22 protein-coding genes are annotated in these 25,202 nt (G+C 42.5%); 14 read left to right on the forward strand and 8 right to left on the reverse strand.

Annotated features, from left to right (window positions below; all coding sequences use genetic code 11):
• The first annotated feature begins 132 nt into the window (after window positions 1–132).
• Window positions 133–1,230, forward strand: coding sequence for a redox-regulated ATPase YchF (ychF, locus tag F0145_RS23200; protein WP_150092511.1), 1,098 nt, complete (start codon window positions 133–135; stop codon window positions 1,228–1,230).
• Window positions 1,231–1,298: 68 nt separating this feature from the next.
• Here the strand turns inward: ychF and F0145_RS23205 are convergent, their stop codons facing one another.
• Entirely contained in the window at window positions 1,299–2,645 is a 1,347-nt protein-coding gene (locus F0145_RS23205) for a type IX secretion system plug protein (RefSeq protein WP_150092514.1), read from the reverse strand.
• Window positions 2,646–2,657: 12 nt separating this feature from the next.
• The gene (gene abc-f, locus F0145_RS23210) at window positions 2,658–4,601 is read right to left on the reverse strand and encodes a ribosomal protection-like ABC-F family protein (RefSeq protein ID WP_150092516.1); all 1,944 of its coding nucleotides are present in this window, start codon (window positions 4,599–4,601) and stop codon (window positions 2,658–2,660) included.
• Window positions 4,602–4,976: 375 nt separating this feature from the next.
• Here abc-f and F0145_RS23215 point away from each other — a divergent pair, with 375 nt between their 5' ends.
• Together F0145_RS23215 and F0145_RS23220 are read left to right on the forward strand one after the other, a co-directional pair.
• Entirely contained in the window at window positions 4,977–5,552 is a 576-nt protein-coding gene (locus F0145_RS23215; RefSeq protein ID WP_150092518.1) for a 2'-5' RNA ligase family protein, read from the forward strand.
• Window positions 5,549–6,550 carry an alpha/beta hydrolase gene (locus F0145_RS23220; protein WP_150092520.1) on the forward strand — a complete coding sequence of 334 codons (1,002 nt, stop codon included), beginning with the start codon at window positions 5,549–5,551 and terminating at the stop codon, window positions 6,548–6,550. The genes F0145_RS23215 and F0145_RS23220 overlap by 4 nt, the downstream gene beginning before the upstream one ends.
• Before the next feature lie 163 nt (window positions 6,551–6,713).
• Here F0145_RS23220 and F0145_RS23225 read toward each other — a convergent pair whose 3' ends face one another.
• Together F0145_RS23225 and hslV are read right to left on the reverse strand one after the other, a co-directional pair.
• The gene (locus tag F0145_RS23225; RefSeq protein WP_150092522.1) at window positions 6,714–7,685 is read right to left on the reverse strand and encodes a deoxyhypusine synthase family protein; all 972 of its coding nucleotides are present in this window, start codon (window positions 7,683–7,685) and stop codon (window positions 6,714–6,716) included.
• Between the two features lie 187 nt (window positions 7,686–7,872).
• Window positions 7,873–8,418, reverse strand: a complete 546-nt coding sequence (gene hslV / locus F0145_RS23230) for an ATP-dependent protease subunit HslV (RefSeq protein WP_150092524.1) — start codon at window positions 8,416–8,418, stop codon at window positions 7,873–7,875.
• 157 nt (window positions 8,419–8,575) lie between these two features.
• On the opposite strand from hslV, the gene F0145_RS23235 reads away from it, so the two are divergent.
• Window positions 8,576–9,157 (forward strand): hypothetical protein, encoded by a 582-nt coding sequence (locus tag F0145_RS23235; RefSeq protein ID WP_150092526.1) that lies wholly within the window; start codon window positions 8,576–8,578, stop codon window positions 9,155–9,157.
• Between the two features lie 224 nt (window positions 9,158–9,381).
• Here F0145_RS23235 and F0145_RS23240 read toward each other — a convergent pair whose 3' ends face one another.
• The 4 genes from F0145_RS23240 to F0145_RS23255 all read right to left on the reverse strand — a co-directional run bounded on the left by F0145_RS23240 (window position 9,382) and on the right by F0145_RS23255 (window position 14,057).
• Entirely contained in the window at window positions 9,382–9,879 is a 498-nt protein-coding gene (locus F0145_RS23240) for a hypothetical protein (protein ID WP_150092528.1), read from the reverse strand.
• Between the two features lie 450 nt (window positions 9,880–10,329).
• On the reverse strand, window positions 10,330–10,944 hold the full coding sequence (locus tag F0145_RS23245; RefSeq protein ID WP_150092530.1) for a hypothetical protein: 615 nt from the start codon (window positions 10,942–10,944) through the stop codon (window positions 10,330–10,332).
• Window positions 10,945–11,280: 336 nt separating this feature from the next.
• Window positions 11,281–13,008 (reverse strand): pyruvate dehydrogenase complex dihydrolipoamide acetyltransferase, encoded by a 1,728-nt coding sequence (locus F0145_RS23250; RefSeq protein ID WP_150092532.1) that lies wholly within the window; start codon window positions 13,006–13,008, stop codon window positions 11,281–11,283.
• 431 nt (window positions 13,009–13,439) lie between these two features.
• A complete protein-coding gene (locus F0145_RS23255) occupies window positions 13,440–14,057 on the reverse strand; it encodes a histidine phosphatase family protein (RefSeq protein ID WP_150092534.1) in 618 nt (205 codons plus the stop codon).
• A gap of 127 nt (window positions 14,058–14,184) precedes the next feature.
• On the opposite strand from F0145_RS23255, the gene F0145_RS23260 reads away from it, so the two are divergent.
• The 10 genes from F0145_RS23260 (at window position 14,185) to F0145_RS23305 (ending at window position 25,189) form a co-directional block, all read left to right on the forward strand.
• Window positions 14,185–14,610: a hotdog fold thioesterase gene (locus F0145_RS23260; protein ID WP_223816214.1), complete on the forward strand. Its 426-nt coding sequence runs from the start codon at window positions 14,185–14,187 to the stop codon at window positions 14,608–14,610.
• A gap of 65 nt (window positions 14,611–14,675) precedes the next feature.
• A complete protein-coding gene (locus tag F0145_RS23265) occupies window positions 14,676–15,890 on the forward strand; it encodes a chorismate-binding protein (protein ID WP_150092538.1) in 1,215 nt (404 codons plus the stop codon).
• Complete coding sequence (gene menD, locus F0145_RS23270; protein WP_150092540.1) at window positions 15,887–17,584, forward strand: 2-succinyl-5-enolpyruvyl-6-hydroxy-3-cyclohexene-1-carboxylic-acid synthase; 1,698 nt, start codon at window positions 15,887–15,889, stop codon at window positions 17,582–17,584. Before F0145_RS23265 ends, menD begins: the two co-directional genes overlap by 4 nt.
• 83 nt (window positions 17,585–17,667) lie before the next feature.
• Complete coding sequence (locus tag F0145_RS23275) at window positions 17,668–18,105, forward strand: DoxX family protein (RefSeq protein ID WP_150092542.1); 438 nt, start codon at window positions 17,668–17,670, stop codon at window positions 18,103–18,105.
• 69 nt (window positions 18,106–18,174) lie between these two features.
• Entirely contained in the window at window positions 18,175–18,669 is a 495-nt protein-coding gene (locus tag F0145_RS23280) for a DoxX family protein (RefSeq protein WP_150092544.1), read from the forward strand.
• Window positions 18,670–18,861: 192 nt separating this feature from the next.
• On the forward strand, window positions 18,862–19,686 hold the full coding sequence (gene menB / locus F0145_RS23285; protein WP_150092546.1) for a 1,4-dihydroxy-2-naphthoyl-CoA synthase: 825 nt from the start codon (window positions 18,862–18,864) through the stop codon (window positions 19,684–19,686).
• A gap of 179 nt (window positions 19,687–19,865) precedes the next feature.
• Window positions 19,866–20,969, forward strand: coding sequence for an AMP-binding protein (locus F0145_RS23290; protein ID WP_150092548.1), 1,104 nt, complete (start codon window positions 19,866–19,868; stop codon window positions 20,967–20,969).
• A 29-nt stretch (window positions 20,970–20,998) separates the two neighbouring features.
• A complete protein-coding gene (locus F0145_RS23295) occupies window positions 20,999–23,125 on the forward strand; it encodes a dipeptidyl-peptidase 3 family protein (protein WP_150092550.1) in 2,127 nt (708 codons plus the stop codon).
• A 533-nt stretch (window positions 23,126–23,658) separates the two neighbouring features.
• Window positions 23,659–24,126 carry a hypothetical protein gene (locus F0145_RS23300; RefSeq protein WP_150092552.1) on the forward strand — a complete coding sequence of 156 codons (468 nt, stop codon included), beginning with the start codon at window positions 23,659–23,661 and terminating at the stop codon, window positions 24,124–24,126.
• Between the two features lie 280 nt (window positions 24,127–24,406).
• Window positions 24,407–25,189, forward strand: a complete 783-nt coding sequence (locus tag F0145_RS23305; protein WP_317133204.1) for an SDR family oxidoreductase — start codon at window positions 24,407–24,409, stop codon at window positions 25,187–25,189.
• Window positions 25,190–25,202: the final 13 nt, after the last annotated feature.

Genomic DNA, 25,202 nt, shown 5'->3' on the forward strand with positions numbered 1-25,202 from the left:
CCTCATTCCTGTTCAGGAATTACTTATTACCCATTACTTTCTTTACAGATTTTCAGGTTAGCAAGCATCCCAGCAAAATTGTAAGTATATTTGCCCCCGATTTCATAAAACAAATAAACTTAAGCTATTTTCATGGGACTACGCTGCGGAATTGTTGGCCTGCCAAATGTAGGCAAATCAACATTATTTAACGCCATTTCCAGTGCCAAAGCCGAATCGGCTAACTACCCTTTTTGTACCATTGAACCAAACGTGGGTGTGGTAACCGTGCCCGATGAACGCCTGCAAATATTAGAAGAACTGGTGCATCCGGAACGGGTGCTGCCCACCATTATAGAATTTGTAGATATTGCCGGCCTGGTAAAAGGCGCCAGCAAAGGCGAAGGTTTAGGCAATAAATTTTTGGCTAATATCCGGGAAGTAGACGCGGTTATACACGTAGTGCGCTGCTTCGAAGACCCCAATATTGTGCACGTGGCGGGTGGCGTAGATCCGGTTTTCGATAAGGAAGTTATTGATACCGAACTACAGCTAAAAGACCTGGAATCTATTGATAAAAAAATTGCCAAAGTAGAGCGAACCGCTAAGTCGGGCGATGCCAAAGCAAAAAAAGAATTTGCCGCTTTACAAGCTTTTAAAGATCACTTGGAAAGTGGTAAAAACGCGCGCTCGTTGCAAGCCTCCGAAGAAGATTTGGAAGCCGTAGCCGATTTACAGTTGCTAACTTTAAAGCCGGTAATTTACGTGGCAAACGTAGACGAAGGCGCTATTAATACCGGCAATAAATTTGTTGATGCTTTAAAGGCACACGTAAAAGACGAAAGCGCCCAGGTTGTAATTATATCAGCGGCCATTGAGTCTCAGATTGCCGAAATGGAAGACCCGGAAGAAAAAGAAATGTTTTTAGCCGAATACGGCTTAAAAGAATCTGGGCTGAACCAATTAATAAAGGCCTCTTATGCGTTACTTAACCTGATAACTTACTTTACCGCCGGCGTGAAAGAAGTACGCGCCTGGACGATACAAAAAGGCTGGAAAGCGCCGCAAGCCGCCGGCGTTATTCACTCCGATTTTGAGAAAGGCTTTATCCGGGCCGAGGTTATTAAGTTACCCGACTACCAGGAATTTAAAACCGAAGCCAAAATAAAAGAAGCCGGTAAACTAGGCGTAGAAGGTAAAGAATACGTGGTACAAGACGGTGATATTATGCACTTCCGGTTTAACGTTTAATTAAAACCAACAACCATAAAAAAAGAGCGCTGAATATTCAGCGCTCTTTTTGTTTAAGCTTTACCAACTTACCGGCGCGGGTTATAGTTTAGCGGCTGGTAGCCAATAATTAAATCGGTGCGGGCACCCGGCGGCCGGTAATAAACAATAATATCGTATTCGTTTTCGGTTGTGTTAAAACTGCCTTCGTAGTAAGTTTCGTCGGGAATATTCGCTGTTTGCACGGCGTAGCTGTAGTTGTAATAGCCTTGCTTTAACAATGCCCGACCAGTATAGCGCTGGTTAGCGGCATCGTATTGCAACTGAAAATCTTTCTTAAGCTGCCAGTCAGTTATCGCGCCAAAAACATAAACATTGCCGGGTGCCGGCTTGGGTGCAGCCAGGTTAAAGGTTACTACATTATAATCGCCATTAACAGCGCCGCTGCCGTATTCCCGGTTTCCAATAATATATTTACCGTTTATATCTACTTGCGAACTGAAAGCTTCGCTACCTCGGCTCTTATCTGGTTGCAGCAATATTTCTTCGGGTGTGGCTTCGCGGTTGGCCGTGGCGATGTTTGCGCCCAAAGAGCGCATGCTGCGGGTATCGAAAAAGCGATATTCGTTTAAACCCGGAAAGCTGTTTTCCAGGTTAAAATAAGTAAACTCCAGCTTGCGTTCGGTATCGCGGACGAACAAGGGCTTCAGGTTGAGTTTTGCATTTTGCCAGCGGCTATTCTGCCGCAACGTAACTTTAACTTCCTGGCTCGGATTTACCAACGGATATTGGTGGTAGCGAATCTCAAAATCTATCTGCTGATACGTTTGGCGTTCCTGGGCACCCGCCGGCAAAACCTGCCTTGCTCCTACTCCTACCCGCTGCTCGTAAACCAACAAGCGCCGCGATAAAATATTGCGTCCGCTTTGGTCAGTAACAACCATTAAATAATTGCCGCTGAGCTTTACCCGTGGCACCACAAACCGGTAGTGAAAAAACTTAACTTTGGTGTTAAAAGACGGTGAAATATCGGTTATGTAGAATTCATTAAAATCCTGCATAAACTGCGCCTGGGTAATTCGGGCTTCGGTCCAGTCGGCGTTGCAATAAATAAATTTTACCAAAAAGCGCTGTTGTGGGCTATTCAGTTGGTCGAATTCCAGCACAATGGGTTGCTCTTGCGTTAGCGGCGTTACCGGCGGGGTCAGCACTTCTTCGGGGTGGCCGCTGCGCACATAGCACTGCACGGTTTTTATATTGGGGTCGTACACGAAATCCTCAAAACGCAGCTGCGATTCGGCGTAATATTCGGAGCTGTTACTTTCTGTTGTTCCTGTGCCCGTGGTTTGTTGCGAAATGGGAACACAGCTATACCAGATAAAGGCTAATAGTAAAACCGAAATAATACAAAGTGCTTTTAAGGTGCCGGCTCCCAAATTTTAATTATTTTAAAAGGATTTAATTTTTGTTTCCAGGTTATCAATCGATTCCATTACCGATTCCCATTGGCTGTTTTTTTCATCCAAAGCTTTTTTCACCGATTCGAACTTTAAAGTAGTGTCTTTTAAGGACGAAACATTGCTGTAAACTTTCGGGTCGGCGAGTTGCTTTTCGTAACCGGCCAGTTCCTGCTCCAGGCTTTGTACTTCCTGCTCTACTTGTTTTAACTGGGTATTCAGTCGTTTTAAATCGTTTTGCAGATTGCCATTGGCGTTCTGATTTACTTTTGGCTTTTCTTCCACCACTGCTTTAGGTGCTGGCTTTTCTGCTTTTAAGCCGTTTTTACGGGCATCTTTTTCCCGCTGCTCCATAAAATATTCGTACTCATGGTAAGTGCCCGGATATTCCTTTAGCTGGTAATCATCAATATACCAAATTTTATTGGCCACGTTCTCTACAAAATAACGGTCGTGGGAAATAACCACAAACGTGCCTTCGTATTGGTCCAGCGCCTGAATCAGAATATTCACCGATTGCATGTCCAGGTGGTTAGTGGGCTCATCGAGCAGCAAGAAATTAGCTTCGGATATAAGTGTTTTGGCCAAAGCTACCCGCGATTTCTCACCTCCAGATAACACTTTAATTTTTTTGAATACGGCATCGCCGGTAAACAGGAAAGAACCCAGAATGGTCCGTAATTCCATTTCGTTGCGCTTGCTGCCGGCTTCGGTTAGTTCCTGCAATATTTCGTTTTCTACGTTCAACGATTCCAGCTGGTGCTGCGCGTAAAACGCCATAATTACGTTATGGCCCAGTTGGCGTTTGCCTTCTACGGCTTCGGTGCCGGCAATTAAGCGCATCAGCGTAGATTTACCTTTACCGTTAGCGCCAATTAAAGCAATCTTATCGCCGCGCTCAATATTTACGTTCGTGTCCCGGAAAATAAGTTTGTCGCCGTAGCGCTTGCTCATATGTTCCAGGCGTAAAATATGACGGCCCGGCTGGGTATTAAACTGAAACTTAAAATTTACTTTCGGGGCATCCGAGGCTACATCTTCGATGCGCTCTAAGCGGTCCAGGGCTTTTACCCGCGATTGCGCTTGTTTGGCTTTGCTGGCTTTGGCTTTAAATCGCTCAATAAAGCGTTCGGCTTGCCTGATTTGCGCTTGCTGGTTTTCGTAAGCGCCTTTTTGTATTTCGTTGCGCAGCTCTTTTTCTTCTAAATAAAAGCTGTAATTACCGGCATATACATTTAATTTCTGCTGGGCTACTTCCACGGTCATGTTCGTGGTCTTGTCCAGAAACTCCCGGTCGTGCGACACAATTACCACCGCGCCTTCATAGTTTTCCAGGTAAGTTTCCAGCCATTTAATCGAAGGTAAGTCCAGGTGGTTGGTAGGCTCATCGAGTAACAGCAGCGAAGGTTTTTGCAATAATATTTTGGCCAGCATTACCCGCATGCGCCACCCACCCGAAAAAGTTTTCAGCGGGCGTTGCAATTCTTCTGTCGAAAAACCTAACCCTTCTAATATTTCTTCGGCTTTACTCTGAATATTATAACCATCCAAGGCTTCAAACTGCTCCTGCAACTTGGCCAATTTATCTACCAGTTCGTCGCGGTAATTTGTTTCGAACTCCTCCAGTACCTCTTCTATTTTCTTCTGCAATTCCAGGGCCTCGGCAAAAGCCTGCATTGCTACCGCTAAAATGCTTTCGTGGGTATCGTACGATAATAAATCCTGGTTCAGGAAGCCTAGGGAGGTTTCCCGGCTCATTTGGATGGAGCCGCTGTCGGGTTTGTACTCGCCTACCAACACGCGCAGCAAAGTAGATTTTCCGGTACCGTTCAGCCCAATCAGGCCAATTTTATCTTTTGGTTTTATATGCAAATTAGCATCCTCGTACAGGGTGCGGCTGCCAAAATGAAAGCTCAGGTTATTAATCGAGATCATGTAATATTGGGGTATTAAACTGCAAAGGTAATATTTTAAAAACTAACAAAATAATTAGCTTTTATATTTCAAAACAGGTGAATGGCTGTGAATATTAAATATTAAGTAAATAATATATCTTTTGTTTTCCGAAAATTGTTTAACTTATCAGGGTAATCAGGTTAAAATTTAAGTATATTTCAAGTCGCTAATTTTTGTTTAATCTGCCTGTTAAATCTTTGTTTCTTTATTAACCGATGCAGCAGCTTTGCCGATAGTTCTTACAAGCCCGTAGAACCGTTTAGTCAGTTAATTTAGAAAAAAGTTATTATCAGGTAATAGCTTAAAAAATTAGTAGATGAAGTTTGGCTATAATCTTTAATATATATAACCCAGGTGTTAGCAGTTGTTTCCTTATTAGATGAAGAGCATAGCCAGAAGGTTAAATCTCTGATTGACCAGATTGATGAGCATTTTGGATTAACGGGCGTTCAGATGACGCCTTTTCCGCATATTACCTGGCTTTTAACCGAAATTCAGGATAACGATGAAGCCTTGTTGCAGCAATGTTTACAGCAAACTGCTGCCCTGGCTGCGCCATTTACAATTCAGACTACCGGTTTGGGTATATTTACCGGCGAACACCCGGTGCTGCACATTCCCGTTGTCCGGAACCAGGTAACCAATTCTTTTCATTACCGCTTGTTCCAGGATATTTCTACATTTAGCCTGCAGATTCCAAAATATTACCACCCCGATTGCTGGGTTCCGCATTTTTCACTGGCCCTCGCCGACACAAACCCCGAAATTGTAGCCGAAATATTGCAATGGCTAAACGAGCAGAACTTTAACTGGAACATCCGCATTGATAACCTGGCTATTATGACCAAATGCGACAATAAATTTTTAAAAGAAGATGTGTATTATTTTAAAACGCAGCTTGTTGAGCAAGAACTGAAATATTTAAAATGAGGAAAACCTTTCAGTTTTTACTCCTGTTATTGCTTATCTCTTATAAAATTGCCGCTCAGACAGAAAGGCCGGAAGACTTCGGCTATCGACGCCTGCAAACAATTTACAAACAAGATACTGTAAATATTCTGGTGCTTTCAAAAAAAGGGGATGAAAAGCATAAAAAACCTTTATTCCTCTTCATACAAGGGTGGCTTCCAAAACCCCTTATTATACTTCAGGAGAGTGGTAAACCTTATATGGTATTTCCATTTCAGTCTGAAATCTTTCTACACGACTACCATCTTGCCATCATCAGCAAGCCCTGTGTGCCGCTTATACGTAAGGCGAGCGAACTGCGAGCAGATATGGCTTACCTCGATTCTGCCGGTAAATTTCCTGAGCAGTACATGAAGCGTGATAATTTGAACTACTACGCCAACAGAAACAAGGCAGTAATTAAGTATTTAAAGAAGCAAAGCTGGGTAAACAATGATGAAGTAGTTGTTGCTGGCCATTCGGACGGAGCAGTTGTGGCAGCTAAACTGGCGGCAGTTTCCAAGGATGTAACCCATCTTATTTTTGCCAGTAGTAATCCCTTAGGTAGAATGACAACCATTATCACTCAAATAAGGCAGCAAGATGACTCAGTAGGTACAATAACAGAAAATCAAATTAAGTTTTGGGAAGAAGTAGTAAATGAGCCTAAAAATAATGACATAAAGAACGAAATCACTTACAAATCTATTTATAGCTACTCTCTTCCTCCACTAGATACATTGCGGAAATTACGAATACCAGTTATGGTTGCTTATGGCACAAAAGATATAGCTGCACCCTTTTTCGACTACATGCGCGTAGAAATAATTCGTAATAAAATAAAGAACTTCACCTTCATGCCTTATGTAGGGCGAGAACATAACTTCTTTGGCTTCCATAAAAATGGCCAGGTAAACTATGATGATTTTGGCTGGGATAAGGTAGCGATGGATTGGAATGCGTGGCTTAAAAAGGATTAGCTCTTTGCGCAACCACACCTACAAAGCAAAAAATACTTCTTTTGGCTGCCTGAAGATGTTAATTCCTGATTCTTATATTGGCTTAAAATACAAAAACCTCCTGAACTTTAATCCAGGAGGTTTTTTATAAATTTTACTTCTGTAAAATCAGAAAGAAATATTCTTACATATCCAGCACAATCGCAAAAATGAGCGGAGCTACAATGGTGGCATCCGACTCAATGATATATTTAGGGGTATCTTTACCTAATTTACCCCAGGTAATTTTCTCGTTAGGAACCGCGCCGGAATAAGAACCGTAACTGGTAGTAGAATCCGAAATCTGGGCAAAATATCCCCACAACGGCACACCGGTACGCTGTAAATCCTGGTGCAGCATCGGAACCACGCAAATTGGGAAGTCACCGGCAATACCGCCACCAATCTGGAAGAAGCCCATCGTAGATTCTTCTTTAGCAGTTTGGGTATACCAATCGGCCAGTTCCATCATGTACTGGATACCGGTTTTCATGGTGTGCACGTTTTTAATATCACCGCTAATAACGTGACCGGCGTAAATATTACCCAAGGTTGAATCTTCCCAGCCCGGAACAAATATTGGCAAATTCTTTTTAGCCGCTTCCAGCATCCAGCTATTTTTCGGGTCTATCTGGTAATATTGCTCCAGATCGCCGGAAAGCAGTATTTGGTAAAAGAACTCGTGCGGAAAATAAGCTTTACCTTCCTGGTCGGCTTTTTCCCAGAATTTAAGCACGGTATTTTCCAGGCGGCGCATGGCTTCCATTTCGGGAATACACGTATCGGTTACCCGGTTCATGTGCCGGTTCAGCAGGTCTTCTTCGTCCTGGGCAGTTAAATCCCTATAATGCGGAATGCGTTCGTAAAAATCGTGCGCTACCAGGTTAAAAATATCTTCTTCCAGGTTAGCCCCGGTACAGCTAATAGCATGAATTTTATCTTGCCGAATCATTTCAGCCAAAATAATACCCATCTCGGCCGTAGACATAGCGCCAGCCAAGGTAACCAGCATTTTGTTACCGTTTGCCAAATGGGTTTTATAACCTTCGGCGGCATCTATTAAAGCCGCCGCGTTAAAATGACGGAAGTGATGTTTTAAAAATTGAGTTACCTGCATTTTTTATTTTTAGCGATTTATCAATTTGCACCAGGAAATACTTATTCCTGATTAGTTAAACAATTGGGATTATTTACCTTTACTATACCTTTTAGGCTTAAATTAAGCTTTCCGGATTATATTATTCCCAGCTTTTTCTAAACCTAAAAGCAAGAGATTTAATTCAAATAATTACAAAAATTTAAGGCTAAGCCGGCTTTTCTATAATCAGGTTATGGTTTGTGAAAACGCAAATATCGGCGGCAATGTTTAAACCCTCGCGCACAATTTCTTCTGCGGATAAATGCGGGGCGTGCTTTTTAAGCGCTGTTGCCGCAGCCTGCGCGTACATGCTGCCCGAACCAATAGCGGCTATGCCCATATCGGGCTCCAGCACATCGCCGGTTCCCGAAATAATTAAAAGTTCGTTTTTGTTGGCTACTACCATCATGGCTTCCAGTTTGTGCAGGTAACGGTCTTTGCGCCAATCTTTGGCCAGTTCAATGGCAGCCCGCTTCATGTTATGGCCGTATGCATTTAATTTTTCTTCAAACTTTTCAAGTAAAGTAAAAGCATCGGCGGTAGAGCCGGCAAAGCCCGTTACAATTTTGCCATCCTGTAACTTCCGGATTTTTTTTACATTACTTTTGGCAATGGTATTGCCCATGCTGGCTTGCCCATCGGCGCCCAGGGCTACTTCGCCGTTATGAAAAACGCCTAATACCGTAGTTGATCTTACTTTGGGTAGTGACATATCTGAATCAGTTTTTTACTTATAATACCGTATTAAATATTCTTGATAACTTTAAGCTGCTTTAGCTTTGTTTAATTTTTCGCTGGTGGCCGCTTATTCGTCAAAAAAGAAACGCAAAGCTATCTTAAAAAATACAGTATTTTAAATTTTATTTCTTTTGAATATTTTCTTTACTCTTGTCCGGGCTGCTATTTGGGGTTGCTGCTTTCTGTTATTTTCTTGCTGCGACGATGCCGATTTAAAATTAAAACAACCCATAAAGGCCTGGCTCCCTTATAACGCTAAGCAAGAAATTAAATTTAAAAGCCAAACCGGCGATACCTTAATTTTTTTAGCCACTACCCAGGAATTCAACAATAAGGGCAATGATAAAGCTTGCGGCACCTACAATATTCAAACCATCCAAACAACATTAACTTCCTCCTCAGACTCCACCGTACAAACTATAATATCGGTCAGCCACGAAGTAGTAGTGGGTATTAAAGTTTACAACCCGGTAAACCAAGGCACAAACTTAAATATTAAATTCAATACCGTTTCTGAACTGTTTATTTCAGATGATTTCCGGGATAAATATTTACTGGAAGTACAAATGGATGGGAAAACTTACCAGCAGGTGCTGCATGTTTACGGCGAACGGAGAACTGGTAATTTATTTTTTGCTGATGTTTTGTACGCCAAAAATATTGGCCTGATTGGCTTTAAAACTTTCGATGATAAATGGTATTATTTGCTTTAGGAAATTAATATTTGGCGTTAGTAAGTTCGGGTTTAAAAGATCTAATAAGGCTTATCTTCAGAAATTAAAGAACCATATTTATTTAGAAAACTTTGTATAATAGCAAGTTATTGCTGAAGAACAGGAAATAGCAGAACTAAAGTTAACTCATGGATTACAGCTAATTCAATGTAAAATGCACTCAGATGTTAGCCTGATTTAAGTAATACCCTGCCGTACTTTAATTATTTTGGAATTTTTAATAAAATATGGTATAAATTCACTTCAATGGATTCACGTAAATGCACTGTTTTTATAATTCTTTGATTTGTATAATCAGAATTTATTTTTTCAATGCTTAGCTTGGAATAATCGAATTGCACTTCACTGTTAACATAATTGTAAAATTTCTCAAAAAATGCTTCAAAGGAGCTGTCTGCAATATTACAGTATACAATTAAAAATTTGTTCTTCAGCCCTTTACTATCATATTTACTTTCAAGTTTATTTATATGCATTTGAATATATTCTTTATTTAAGTTTTGTAAATTCAAAGCTTCAATAAAATATTCAACCCTATTCTTGTCAACAACTACACCATCAACTGAACCTGGTTTTTTACCCATATTTGAAATACCATATTGTGATTGGTCTTTTGTGTTATAGTTGAGTTCTAAAAGGTCCAAGATTTGTTTCGTTCTACTATTTTCATCTGTGGTCCAAAAAATTTTGTTTTCTTGCATTTTGTAGCAAGCAAAAAGTATATCTAAGAACAAGTTATCTTTCTTATTATCAATAACTTTTATGGTTGAAGATATTTCTTTTATAAATTCTAATTCGTCAGATAACCAGGCTTTTAAAATCCTTCTGTATCTAACATCAGGGTCTTGCGTATTATAGCTCTTGTAACCTTCCTTTAATTGTAACTTCCGCTTTTGTATCAGTAGTTCTAATTTATAGTTTTCAAAGTCATTTAATTTCCCTTGTTCATAAAGCTTTAAAGAATTAATTTCTGTTACAATTTTATCAGTAATATCTTCAAGTAACTTTATTAGACTATGCTTTGTTTTAGGAGTTGAAGTTTCTACTCCAAGATATTTATTGTAATGAGTTTTTTCAAAAATTGGTATACTTTGTGAAAACCTACTTTTTAAATTGGAAAATATGCTTAAGTCGAAGGGAAACGTTTTATACTATCGGTTATAAATCTCTAATAGTATATTCAAATCTGTGTTTGATTTGCTCTTTTTATCCAAATAGAAGCTGTCAAAATATTCTAGAATGATACGTTTCTTTTTATCGTATTTCTTTTCTCTAAGTCCCCTCTCAATCAAATTTCTTAAATTTTTAAAATATGAACCTAGAAATAACGCTTCACCTGAATCATTAGGAAAGCTTCCAAATGTATAAACAATGTAGTATATATAGTCAATAATTTCTTCTTCCCAGTTTGGTTCATCTATATATTTTAGTATAAAGTTCCAAGTATGGAAAATCTTTTCAGTTGCTAATTTAGGAGCACTTAAGTAATCATTTTTGTTAAACCAGCTATATTTTAGCAGCTTTTTATAAGGATTGCAACAATAAGGAAATCTTTCAAATCTTTTTTCGAAAGACCTTAATACTATTTGGTAATATTTTTTGCAGTGTTCACAACTGTCTAAATTATGCTTTTCATTTTCTATTCTTGTAAAGTCAGTTGGGCGAGTTAATGAACTTCCAGAGAGTCGATAGAATTTTCCTTCGCAAATTTCAATCTCGTCTATTTTGTTTACAAAGAAGGTATTTTCAATGTTGGTTTTGTCCATAAAAATGGAGATACATTATTGTACACAATTATTACATATGAAGCTTATTCCTTTTGTCCGGCCAAATTCAACTAACAATCGGAACTGGATTAACTAATATAGTATATATTAAGGATAAGTATAAAGATTAAGAAAGAGTATTTCACTCTTAGTTGCAGTTTCTTTTAGGCACAAATAAAAGCTACTAGTAAAATATTAACAGGTTACTCACCTAAACGCGATCTTTGCGTAACTTCTTTTGATTCTAAACGGGAGAAAATACTAAGTGCCGCCACCACCAATAAAAAAGGCCCTCTTTTACAGAAGGCCTTTTTATTATGTTAATTTTGAAAAAAATTAAACTAAAATCCGAATTGGATCTTCGAGTAACTTCTTAAAGGTTTGCAGGAAGGCAGAACCAACGGCACCGTCTACCACGCGGTGGTCACAGCTTAAAGTTACTTTCATCAGGTTGCCAATCTGAATTTGACCGTTCTTTACCACCGGCGTTTGTTTAATACCACCCACGGCCATAATACAAGCATCCGGCGGGTTAATAATGGCGGTAAATTCATCGATGCCAAACATACCCAGGTTCGAGATAGTAAAGGTATTACCTTCCCAATCGGATGGCTGTAATTTTTTGGTTTTGGCTTTGCCACCCAAATCTTTTACCTCGGCAGCAATCTGCGATAAAGTTTTCTGGTCGGCGTTGCGTACTACCGGTACTAATAAGCCTTCTTCTACGGCTACGGCTATACCAATATTTATGACATTGTTATAGCGTATTTTATCGCCTAACCAAGAAGAGTTTACGGCCGGATGTTGTTTCAGAGCGGCAGCAGCAGCTTTTACAACTAAGTCGTTAAACGATATTTTAACCGGGCTTACTTCGTTCAGGCTGTTGCGGGCTTCAATGGCCTTATCCATGTCAATTTCCATGGTCAGGTAGAAGTGCGGCGCGGTAAATAAGCTTTCGGATAAACGCTTGGCAATAACTTTGCGCATTTGCGATACCGGCACTTCGGAGTATGGCGCACCGGTTGGCGCCGGAGCAGCGGCCGGCGTAGGTGCAGCTTGAGCAGGAGCAGCAGCAGGTTTAGCGGCCGGCACGAAGCTCTCTACATCTTTTACCACAATGCGGCCATTATCGCCGGAACCTTTTACCTGGCTTAAATCAATGCCTTTTTCTTCGGCCATTTTTTTGGCCAGCGGCGAAGCCAGAATGCGGCCACCGGTATTGGCCGATGCAGGGGCAGCTTGTTGTTGTCCTTGTCCGTTGGGGCCGGGTACTTGTACATCTTTTGTTTCGGCGGGTGCGGCTTGTTCCTGTAACTGCGTATCGGTTTTTGAATTTTCGACGCGTGAATCAGCAATTTCGGATTCCTGGCGGTCGGCAGGTTGGGCACCACCTGTATTACCGTTCAGCAACTGCTGATAATCAGCACCAGCTTCGCCAATAATAGCCAATATGCCATCTACTTCCACTGCATTACCGGCTTCTACCCCAATATATAACAAGGTGCCATCTTCGTACGACTCCAGCTCCATGGTAGCTTTATCAGTTTCCACTTCTGCTAAAATGTCACCGGATTTCACTTTATCGCCTACTTTTTTCTGCCACGACGCAATGGTTCCTTCGGTCATGGTGTCGCTCATTTTAGGCATCCGGATTACCGTAGCGTTTACATTGGCCGCCGGGGCCTGGGTTGCTTGCGGTGCCGGAGCAGCCGCTGGTGCCTCCTGGCTCATGGCTTTCGCCGGTTCAGCCGCAGGAGCAGGTTGTTCGGCAGGCGCAGCAGCGCCGCCCCCTTGTGCCTGGTCCAGCAAGCCAGAAATATCTTCCCCTTCTTTACCAATAATGGCTAGTACGCCATCTACCGGAACCGATTCTTTTTCTTTGGGACCAATATATAACAGGGTGCCATCTTCGTACGATTCCAGCTCCATGGTAGCTTTATCGGTTTCTACTTCTGCTAAGACGTCACCGGATTTTACGGTATCTCCTACCTTCTTAAGCCAAGACGCAATTACACCCTCAGTCATGGTGTCACTCATCTTGGGCATTTTTATGATTTCAGCCATAAATAGTTCGTTTGAGGCTCAAAATTGATTTAAAATATTGAAATATCAAATACCAAAAAGATTTAAGATGCAATATATGAATTTAAAAACAGGATGAACCACCTATATCTGTTCTTACGGCACATCCGGTTTCGGGTATTAAGTAGTTTGTAAAGCTACTATTCAGGCACCAATAAATTTTGTTATTGCAGAGGTTCGCAGCTAAAATTAAAGTTATTCTTTATTCTAGCAACTTAGCCGAATTAACTAACTGCTCTAATACAAGATTTTCTTTTAAATAATTTAAATTAGTCTAAGGAGCCCACCCCTGTCATTCAGGAGGAAATTATTTGGTTGCCTACTAAATAGTTTCCTCCTGAATGACAGGAATGGGTTGCTTGAACCTGTTGTTTAAATATTTGCATTATTTCTTTTAACAAAAATCTTCTGAATCATTCTCCCAGGTGGGCAATATCCATGTGGCGGTGCACCGAAAACATGCTGCCGGTATGGTGCAATATGTACAGGCAGAGGTTATGGTGCTCAAAAATATCCATACAATGCAGCGGGTAATTCAGCATTACGCACAAAAATATGCGCATGGCGCGGCCGTGCATACAAATTAATACGGTTTCTTCTTCGGGCCTGGATAATAAAAGATCCAGAAAGATGCGTTGCCGGGCAGCTACGTCTTCGGGGCTTTCGCCGCCTTCAATGCTTAAATGGCATTCGCCTTCCTGCCACTTCTGCAAAACAGCAAAGTAAGAATGGTCGGTTTCGGGCGATACGTATGTGCCTTCGCGGTTGCCCCAGCAAATTTCGTTTAGCTCCGGGTGTTTTTCGTGCGGTATGCCTTTGTCTATAAACTTTTGTACCGATTGAATGCTCCGCTGTAAGGCCGAGGTGTATATTTTATCGAACGGAACATCGTGGTAAGCTTCGTAAAAACGCTGCGCCTGCCACTGCCCGGTATTATTTAGCGACGAATCTACGCCACTGCCCTGAATAATACCCTGTAAGTTATAATCGGTTTGGCCGTGCCGGAGCAGGTATATTTTTTTAGTACTCAAAATTGCTCTACTTTTGTTTTCGGCTACGAATTTAAGCAATAGAAGTTATTTTCTGGTTTTAAGTTTGCTTTTACCCCGAAAAGCAGGTTGTATTGAACCTTAAATATTCAGCCTAAACATTTCTGTTATGTCTCCCGAGTCAGATAAGCTGCAACAGTTAAATGCGCTGTGTAAAAACACATTGGCCGAAGCATTAGGTATAGAAATTACCGAAGTTGGTCCTGATTTTTTGTGCGGTAAAATGCCCGTTGATCGCCGCACCCACCAGCCTTTTGGTATTTTACACGGCGGCGCCTCGGTAGCGCTCGCCGAAACGCTGGGCAGCATTGGCGCTTCTTTGTTAATAGATACCCAAAAGCAAAATTGTGTGGGTCTGGAAATTAATGCCAACCACGTTAAAGCCGTGCGCAACGGTTTTGTGCATGGTCGCGCAACTGCCCTGCACCTAGGCCGTAAAACCCAGGTTTGGGAAATAAAAATAACCAACGATGCCGGCGACCTGGTTTGTATTAGCCGGTTAACGGTTGCGGTACTGGACCGGGCAAATAAATAAGTACCATTACTAAAATATTGCCGGTAACCAGGTTAGCCACAAAATAATATTGCAGCAGATTTTAAGTGACCTTAGAAGGAGATTATAAGTATACATTAGAAGCTTTATTTGCCACGGCAGTGCGGTTTAACTTGCCCGTAGCGGTTTGGCGCTTGCCCGATACTGCCGAAATAAAATTATGTGTTTCGTTGCGCGGGGTGCAAACGCTGGCCACGGTGCCTCAATTGGAGGGCGGCCTTTCGGGTTTTGCCTTTTACCCTTTCCAGGTTACCCATACCAATCCGGCCGCTTTTATTAATGCCGATATTACTTTCAGCAGCTTATCTTCTAAACTTAAATTTAATTTTAAGCTAAACGAAAATCCCGAATATGTGGCGCTGGTAAAACGCTTGCAGGATTATTTTCTGAAAATAAAAAATACCCGGCCGGCCACTACCTGGCACGTAAACCGCCATGCCTTACCCGCCGAAACCAACAAAACGGATTTTATGGCGGTGGTAACAAAAGCTATTCAGGCCATAGAAGCAGGAATATTCGAGAAAGTAGTGCTGTCGCGGGCCAAAGCATACCCCTTAGAAACCGACTTTAACGTGTTACAGGGTTTTTGCCAGCTACAGGATAAATATAAAAACGCTTTCGTGTCGCTGGTGTCTATTCCGGAAGTGGGTACCTGGATGGGCGCCTCGCCCGAAATATTGGTGCAAATAAATAATAAAAAAGTTTTTAAAACCGTAGCGCTGGCGGGTACCCAACCGTTACCACCCGAAACCAATCCGGCTAAAGCCCGCTGGGGCCAGAAAGAAATAGAAGAGCAATCGATGGTGGAACGTTATATTTTAAATTGTTTTAAAAGCATCCGTTTGCGCGAATACGTCGAGGCCGGTCCCCGTACCGTGGTAGCCGGCAATTTAATGCACCTGCGCACCGATTTTACGGTAGATATGAACCAGGTACCATTTCCGAAGTTAGGCTCCGATATGCTCATGTTGCTGCACCCCACTTCGGCGGTATGCGGCATGCCCAAAGAACCGGCTACTAATTTTATTTACCAGCACGAAGGCTACGACCGCTCCTACTACAGCGGCTTTCTGGGACCAGTGCAGGTAGATGGCGAGTCGCATATTTTTGTAAACCTGCGCTGTTTGCAGCTCTTCGAAGATTTGGCTTTATTATATGCGGGTGCTGGCATTACCGCCGAATCGGAACCCGAAAAAGAGTGGCAGGAAACCAAACTTAAAATGGAAACCATACGGGGCATAATGGTAAAGAAAACAAAATGAATTTACAGGCGGTTTTTAATATTGCGGAAATTTGCGCCCAATGGGGTGTACAGCAGGTAGTACTTTCGCCGGGGTCGCGGTGCGCGCCTTTAACGCTGGCTTTTGCTCGGCACCCTAAAATTCAGGTAAGAACAATATCGGACGAGCGCGCCGCCGCTTTTATTGGCTTAGGCATAGCGCTTACAACTCGCCGCCCGGTAGTTTTGGTTTGCACCTCCGGTACCGCTGCTTTAAACTACGCCCCTGCTGTAGCCGAAGCTTTTTACCAGCAAGTACCTTTACTCGTGATTACCGCCGACCGCCCAGCTGAGTGGATTGACCAACTGGATGGGCAAACTATCCGGCAGGAAAATATTTACGGCCGCCATATTAAAAAGAGTTTTTCTTTTCCTTCGGAAGGCGAATATGCGGATGCTATCTGGTACGGCCAGAGAATGCTTTCTGAAGCTTTATTGGAAACCGAGGCTTACCCGCCGGGCCCTGTGCATATAAACGTGCCGCTACGCGAGCCTTTTTACCCGAAACCAGATGAGCCGATACATTTTGAAAAAAATGTAAAAGTTATCCGGGAGTTGCCAAACGCCTACGAGTTATCTTCTTCTCAAATTAACTTATTAAAATTTGCCAGCGCTGGTTATCAGAAAATATTAGTATTAGCGGGTCAGGGCCCGTATGAGGAAGAATTGGTGCAGGCACTACAAGCTTTTGCCCGCAACACCGGCGCGGTAATTGTAGCCGATGTTATCGCTAACCTGCACGAAATACCGGGCGTTTGCCGCTACCAGGATATTTACTTAGCGGGTAAAAATACGCCGGCTGCGCAAGATCTCCAGCCCGATTTACTCATTACCTTCGGCTTATCTAATATTTCTAAAAACTTAAAATTATTTTTAAGAGCTTATCCGCCCCAGGCGCATTGGCACCTGCAACCCGCCGGTACCGTAGCCGATCCTTTTCAATCGCTTACCCAAATAATAAGAACTACTCCCTTAAGTTTCTTTAGCGCCTTACGTGGTACGCATTACCGGGCAATCAGAAATTATCGGCACATTTGGCAACAACAGGAAAAGCAGGCAAATGTATATTTAAAGGAATTCCTGCACCAACCAGTTTTTAATGAATTTACGGGTTACTTCCAGGTAATCAATAATTTGCCGCAAAATGTTAATTTGCACTTAGCCAATAGCATGGCCGTGCGGTATGCCAATATTATTGGCCTGAAACCCCAGCAGCAGGTAGTGGTTTTTGCCAACCGGGGTACCAGCGGCATCGATGGTTGCACCAGTACGGCGGTTGGTTCGGCCCTTAGCTCGGCTAATTTAACAATACTTATTACCGGCGACTTAGCTTTCTTTTACGACCGCAATGGTTTGTGGCATAATTATTTACCCCCAAACTTAAGAATTGTACTTTTAAATAACCAGGGTGGCGGCATTTTCCGGCTGATAGATGGCCCGCGGCAACAACCCGAATTAGCCGAGTTCTTCGAAACCCACCAAGCCCTTAATGCGGAGCAAACGGCTAAAGACTTTAAAATGGCTTATTTTCCCTGCCGCAACTTACCCGAATTAACCAATCAACTGCCTCATTTTTGGCAAGCCGGCCCCGGCATTCTCGAAATATTCACGAGCAGTCCGGAGAATGCCGACTTTTTTAATGCTTTTAAGCAAGGTCCCCCGTTTAAAATAACTTAACACCTAAAATAAACTCATTTTTTAAGTCCTAAGTTTTATGCGAATCGTATAAAATTAAAAAGGTTACATAAAATATTGAGGCTATGGAGTTAACGCATCGTATTGGCCACTGGGCCGACACCCATCACCCAGCCTGGCTCGACCTGATTCGCATGGGATTAGGCACTTTTATTTTATTTAAAGGCTTGGTATTTATCAGCGATATTAGTGTTTTAGAAAGATTGCTGATAAATATTAACCTCGACTGGTCTTCTTTTATTTTCGCACATTACATTGCTTTTGCGCATTTGGTGGGCGGCATTCTAATAGCTTTGGGCTTAGTAACCCGTGCGGCTATTTTATTTCAGCTTCCTATTTTACTGGGCGCTGTGCTCTTCGTGCATTCCGATGAAAGCTTGCGTTCCATTAACACCGAGTGGTGGGTTTCGGCCCTTACCCTTTTCTTGTTAATTGTATTTTTTATTTACGGTTCGGGGCCCTGGTCTTTGGACCAATACATGCGCACGCATCGGGAGCGGTAAAGTCAGTCTTAGTTTTTAAAGGCTGCAATGACTTAGCGTTTTGGTTTTCAGTTTCAAAAGAGCAGATCAATGGAATTATCACAAAGAATTGGTAATTGGTCGGAAAGCCATCCGGCCTGGATGGATGTTTTCCGGATGGCATTAGGTATTTTTCTGGTAGGCAAAGGCATCACCTTTATTAACGACATTTGGGCACTGCAACGGCTGCTGCAAAATGTAAACATCGACTGGAACTCCCTGCAACTGGCATATATTATTGCCTTTATACACATTATTGGTGGCTTATTAATAGCTATTGGTTTCCAAACCCGCATGGCCGCGCTTTTTCAAATTCCCATTCTCATTGGTGCAGTATTTTTTATCTGGCCTGGCTTTACATCCGATAATATTAACCAAATGGTACCGGGTGGTGTGTTGTTTGTATGGTCCGCCGTAGATACATCGGTTGTAACTGTTGAATGGTGGATTTCAGTAGCAACTTTAGTATTGCTCGTAATTTTCCTGATTATTGGTTCCGGCCCTTGGTCTGTGGATCATTACATTAAATCTTATGAGGAGGAATAAAATTTAATTATTTAAACCCCTAATTAAAAACAGATCAAACCCATTATTTTTTTTTTGTTTTAAAAAAATGCCTAAAAAACACGAAGCTATCTTCGTGTTTTTTGTTTTAAGGGCAAATTCAGCCCCTATTTTTATTTTTACGTAAGATGCTCTACCTTCGAATCCCAAAAAATTAACCTTACAAGCTAAATTATGGAGTTAAAATACCCCTGGCAAACCTTAAAAGACTATAAAGAAATATTATTTCAGCAATACAACGGCATTGCCCGCATTAGCATTAACCGGCCCGAAAAACATAACGCCTTTACGCCTTTAACGGTGCAGGAAATGAGCGAAGCGATGGAGCTGGCGCGTCAGAATCCGGAAATTGGCGTAATAATTTTATCTGGCGAAGGGGGTCGTGCCTTTTGCAGCGGCGGCGACCAGAGTGTGCGGGGCCACGGTGGTTATATTGGCGAAGATACCGTACCGCGCCTGAACGTGCTGGATTTACAAATGCAAATCCGGCGAATTCCGAAGCCAGTGGTAGCCATGGTTGCGGGTTGGGCCATTGGGGGCGGCCACGTGCTGCACGTGGTCTGCGATTTAACCGTTGCCGCCGATAATGCCCGTTTCGGACAAACCGGCCCAAATGTTGGCTCTTTCGATGGTGGCTTTGGCGCTTCTTACCTGGCCCGGATTGTGGGGCAGAAAAAAGCCCGCGAAATTTGGTATTTATGCGACCAGTACGATGCGCAGGATGCCTTGCAAATGGGTTTGGTAAATAAAGTGGTGCCTTTAGAATTGCTGGAAGAAACTACCGTGGCCTGGTGCCAGAAAATATTGGAGAAAAGCCCCATGGCATTGCGTATGCTCAAATCGGCTTTTAACGCTGAACTTGATGGGCAGGCGGGTATTCAGGAACTTGCCGGCAACGCGACCCTCCTCTATTATTTAACCGAAGAAGCCAAAGAAGGTAAAAATGCTTTCCTCGAAAAACGCAAACCCGACTTCTCAAAATATCCGAAATTCCCGTAGGTTCGTTATTCGTTAATCGTTGTTCGTTATTCGATTCTTATATCCTGGCTGGTGTTTTCAACGGCCAGCCAGGCAACTTAAAAAATTGCGTCCTGTATTATTTATAAATCTACTTTTTGCTCCTTCCATAAATATATATAAGAGAACGAACAACGATTAACGAACAACGACTAACGAAAATGGATCACCTGGAACTGAACGGGAAGAAATTTTACTACGAGGAGATTGCCGCTTATTCTTTCCGGAACAGTATTCCAATAAATGGCTATGAAGCCAAAGTGCTGGAGTTTTGCCGTAACTGGCTGAATGGCCAACAAGAATTTGTGGTGCATACTTCCGGGTCTACGGGTACTCCTAAAAATATTACCTTAACCCGGGCCCAAATGGAGGCAAGCGCCCGCCGTACCGTAGCATTCCTGCACTTGCAAAAAAACGACCGGGCATTAATAAGCCTGAACGTAGAAGCTATTTCGGGTATGATGATGGTGGTACGTGGCCTAATGGCAGATTTGCACCTGACTATTATTGAACCGATTGGGAATCCGCTGGCTTTTTCTAAAACCGAGCAACCTTACGATTTTATTTCGCTGGTGCCCCTACAGTTACAAACCATTATTACCGAAACACCAGCCAAAAAATTAATTCTGGATATGGCAAAAGGCATTCTGGTAGGTGGTGCGCCAATTTCAGACGAATTAGCTGAAGCCATAAAAACGATTAAAGCGCCCATTTACCACACCTACGGCATGACCGAAACGGTTTCGCATATTGCTTTGCGCCGCCTGAACGGTCCGGAACCAGAACTGTTTTACAAAGCTTTTCCCAATATTATTTTGGCCCAGGACGAGCGGGGTTGCCTAACCATTAAAGGCGATGTTACCGATAATCAAACTATTATTACTAACGACCTGGTTAAACTGCACGACGACCATACTTTTGAATGGCTGGGCCGGGCCGATAACACCATTAATACCGGGGGCTACAAAGTGCAGTTAGAAAAAGTGGAAGTAGCTTTAGCCCAGGTTTTAATTAAATTAGCTATTAATTGCCGGTCGTTTGTGGCAACGGTGCCGGATGCTAAACTAGGAAGTAAACTAATAGCTGTTCTGGAAACTACTACCCTGCCGGAATCAGCCCAGAAAAATATTAAAACCGAATTGGCTCATTTTTTGCCTAAATTTGAGCAACCCAGGCAATATTTTTATGCTGCTGGCTTTAACAGTACTGCTTCCGGCAAAATAGATAAAGCCGCTACGCTGCAGAAAATACTGGATAAACAGTAAATTTATTTATTTTAATTTTTTACCCTTTCATGCAAAATAAACCGCATTATTTATCGGCCTTTACGCTGGCCGCCTTGTTGTTGGGCGGTTGCGCCAAAAATGTGGCCACCAACAATACCGCTACTACCGTAAGCCAAACCCCAACCAAAACAGCTGTAGCATCGCCGCCGCAGACGCTAGAAGCCCCCGCTGATACCTTTAAATACGTAATCGACCAATTTGCCGACTTGCGCATCTTGCGCTACCAGGTACCGGGTTTTGAGGAGTTGACTGCCAAGCAAAAAGAACTGCTTTATTACCTGTACGAAGCAGCGCTTTCGGGCCGCGATATTATTTACGACCAGAATTTTAAGCACAACCTGCGCATCCGCCGCACTTTAGATGCCATTGTGGCCAATTATAACGGCGACCGCCAAAGCCCGGAGTTTCAAAAATTTATGACTTATGCCAAACGGGTTTGGTTTTCCAGCGGCATCCACCATCATTACTCCAATAATAAATTTACGCCCGAGTTCAGCCAGGCCTATTTTGCCACATTAATAAAAAATTCGCCTAATGGGGCTTTTCCGCTGCAACAAGGCGAAACCCTGGATAAATTAGTTTCTACGCTTACGCCCATTATGTTCGACCCGGCCATTGCGGCCAAACGGGTAAATTTAGCAGAAGGCGCAGATTTAATTAAAACCTCTGCCAATAACTTTTACGAAGGGCTAACCCAAAAAGAAGTAGAAGCTTACCTGGCCAAACAAATAGATAAAAACGATCCGCGGCCTGTTTCTCATGGTTTAAACTCGAAGCTGGTTAAAGAAAATGGCAAAATAGCGGAAAAGGTTTGGAAAGTGGGCGGCATGTATTCGCCGGCAATTTCCAAAATGGTTTCGTGGCTGGAAAAAGCTTCGGGCGTAGCCGAAAACCCCAAACAAAAACTGGCGTTGGATAAATTAATCCAATATTATAAAACCGGCGACCTGAAAATATTTGACGAATACAGCATTGCCTGGGTAAACGATACCGATTCGCGGATTGATGTGGTAAATGGATTTATTGAAGTTTACGGCGACCCTTTGGGTTATCGCGCTTCTTACGAATCGGTGGTTTCGATTAAAGATTTAGAAGCCACGCAACGCATTAAAGCCATCGGCGACCAGGCCCAATGGTTCGAAAATAATTCGCCGATACAAAACGAGCACAAGAAAAAAAATGTAACCGGTATTTCAGCAAAAGTAATTACGGTTGTAGTAGAAGGCGGTGATGCAGCGCCCGCTACCCCTATTGGCATTAATTTGCCTAATGCGAACTGGATTCGGAAAGAACACGGCTCTAAATCGGTAAACCTGGGCAATATTGTGTACGCTTATAACCAGGCTGCGGCAAAAGGCTCAGCTTTAGATGAATTTGCTTTTTCGCCGGAAGAAGCTGCCCGTTCGCGGCAATACGGTGCTTTATCGGGCAATTTGCACACCGACATGCACGAAGTAATTGGTCATGCTTCCGGACAAATTAACGCCGGTGTAGGCACGCCTAAGCAAACCCTTAAAAGTTATGCCTCGGCCATAGAAGAAGGCCGCGCCGACTTAGTAGCACTTTATTTCATGCTGGACCCCAAACTGGTAGAACTGGGTGTAATGCCTTCGCTGGAAGTAGGTAAAGCAGAATACGACGGTTACATCCGGAATGGCCTGATGACGCAATTAAGCCGGCTTGCTCTTGGCGAACATATAGAAGAAGCCCACATGCGCAACCGCCAGATGGTAGCCAAATGGGTGTATGAAAAAGGCAAAGCCGATAATGTAATTGAGCAGGTAAAACGCAATGGCAAAACCTACTTCCGGATAAATGATTACACCAAACTGCGCAACTTGTTTGGGCAATTATTACGCGAAACCCAGCGCATAACCTCGGAAGGCGATTACGAAGGCGCCAAAAACCTGATTGAAAATTACGGCGTGAAAGTAGATCCGGCTTTGCACAAAGAAGTACTAGACCGTTATGCCAAGCTCAATAATGCCCCTTACTCGGGTTTTATTCAGCCTAAACTAACCCCGGTAATGCAAGACGGTAAAATACAGGATGTAAAAATTTCTTACCCAGCCGATTTTGTACAGCAAATGCTGGAATACGGAAAAAAATACAGCTTACTACCTCACTACAATTAATATTTAGTTGTAACAATAAGAAAGCCGCCCCTCTATAAAAAAGGTGCGGCTTTCTTTTTTAACCTGAAATTTCTTTCTTCAAATTAAGCATGTTCTTTAATATTAAGATGTTGCCAGCCAAAAAATCGAAATATATTATTCTCGATAATTAAATTACCAGCCGAATATTTAAACAACTCTAGCTATTAAATAAAAGGCAGAATTAATAATATTAGCGTGGCCATTTCAATCGGTACCCACATAAACGAAGCTGTTGCCCTGCTTTCGGCTAATAACAGCCAATGTTCAAATGTATAAAATGCCTGGGCAACGCTATTGCTTGCGGCTCCTCCTCCCGTCTTCCCGCCACGGCAACTTCCCAGCTGTGCTTCTAATTAAAGGCCAATTCCACAAAAAGCATTAATTAAAGTGTAAAAAAGCTCAAACAAAATGGCTTCATGACTATTTTAATTATATTTATCGTAGAGCGGGTGAATTTTTACAACTTTTAGTTAACCAACATTCGTAGACTCAGAAATTTCTTACAGTAATATATGAACCTAAGTCCTTATGCTTTAGAAGATCTCTTTATCCGGTTACAGGGCACCCAAATTGTTGATTATTCTTACAGTCAGCAAATTTTACGGCTTCAGATTAAAACCCCGGTAGCTTCCCAATTGCTGGTTAACGCGGACACCCTGCATTTAGTCATGCGCGACTGCACCAAATTAGTATATTATAGTTACACCCAAACCTTAGAAGAACGCATTCCGCAGCGCGACCCCAATTATTTTTTCAGCTTTGGTCTGCAAATTCAGGGCTTGCAGTTACGCAACCGCGATACTGCCGATAAAATGGCTAACCAGGATTTTATTATTTTTTGTAATTCGTATCTGCACACCATCGAGGCCGGCGAACTCCACTTTAGAACCAGCGCCTTTGAATTATACGACCAGGAATTTGGCCAAATAAATTACGACGATTTTAAAAAAGCGGCCGATAAGCTCCAGGCTAGTTCTTAACCTGTTAAAATTGCTTTACTAACTTTATTTATTATTTGGTCTTTCCGCAACCTGGCTTGCATCTCTGTTTTTGATAACTGCTGTCATGTAAATATTTTCTTGTAAAATATTTAGTAGGTTAATTAGTCCATCCTGTCATGCAAGAGCAAACTATTTAGCAGGCAGCCAAATAGTTTCCTCCTGAATGACAGTAGTAGGGTTCTTAAAACTTCTTCTGCAAAATCTTTTTAACTGTTCTGGCAGTAAAGAGAATTTAAATTTCTGAACTTAGTTAAATTAAATGTTGATGAATATAGCCGAAAGATGGTCGCTGAAAAATAAAAAAGCCTTGGTAACCGGCGGCACCAAAGGTATTGGCAAAGCCATTGCCGAAGAGTTTTTAGCTTTAGGTGCCGAAGTGCTGGTAGTAGCCCGCAAAACCGAAGATTTACAACAAATATTGGCGCAATGGCAAAGCCAAAACTTACCGGTAAGTGGTTTTTCCGGCGATATGAGCAAATCCGAAGATCGCCAGGCTTTAATCTTAAGTATTACCGAAAACTGGGGTAAGCTAGATATATTGGTAAACAATGTAGGTACTAATATTCGCAAGAGTACCGATAATTATCTGGATACCGATTATAACCTGCTGCTCGAAACAAACCTGAAATCGGCTTTTCATTTGTGCCAACTGGCTTACCCTTTGCTTAAACAACAACCCTTAAGCCGCATTATTAATATTTCTTCGGTAGCTGGTTTGCGCCATGTACGTACCGGCGCCATTTACGGCATGACCAAAGCCGCCTTAAACCATTTAAGCCGCTACCTGGCTGTAGAATGGGCACCCGACAACATATTGGTAAACGCCATAGCGCCGTGGTATATTCAAACCCCATTAGCCGAAAGCGTACTTAAAAACCCGGAATATTTGCAGGCTGTTTTGAATCGTACCCCTTTAAAGCGCATAGGCACGCCCGAAGAAGTTGCGGCCGCCGCCGCTTTTTTGTGTATGCCGGCTGCCAGTTACATTACCGGACAATGTTTGGCCGTAGATGGTGGTTTTTCGGTGCAGGGTTTTAGCTAGCATCATTTCTTTG

The sequence above is a fragment of the Adhaeribacter rhizoryzae genome (assembly GCF_008629685.1).
Lineage (GTDB): Bacteria > Bacteroidota > Bacteroidia > Cytophagales > Hymenobacteraceae > Adhaeribacter > Adhaeribacter rhizoryzae.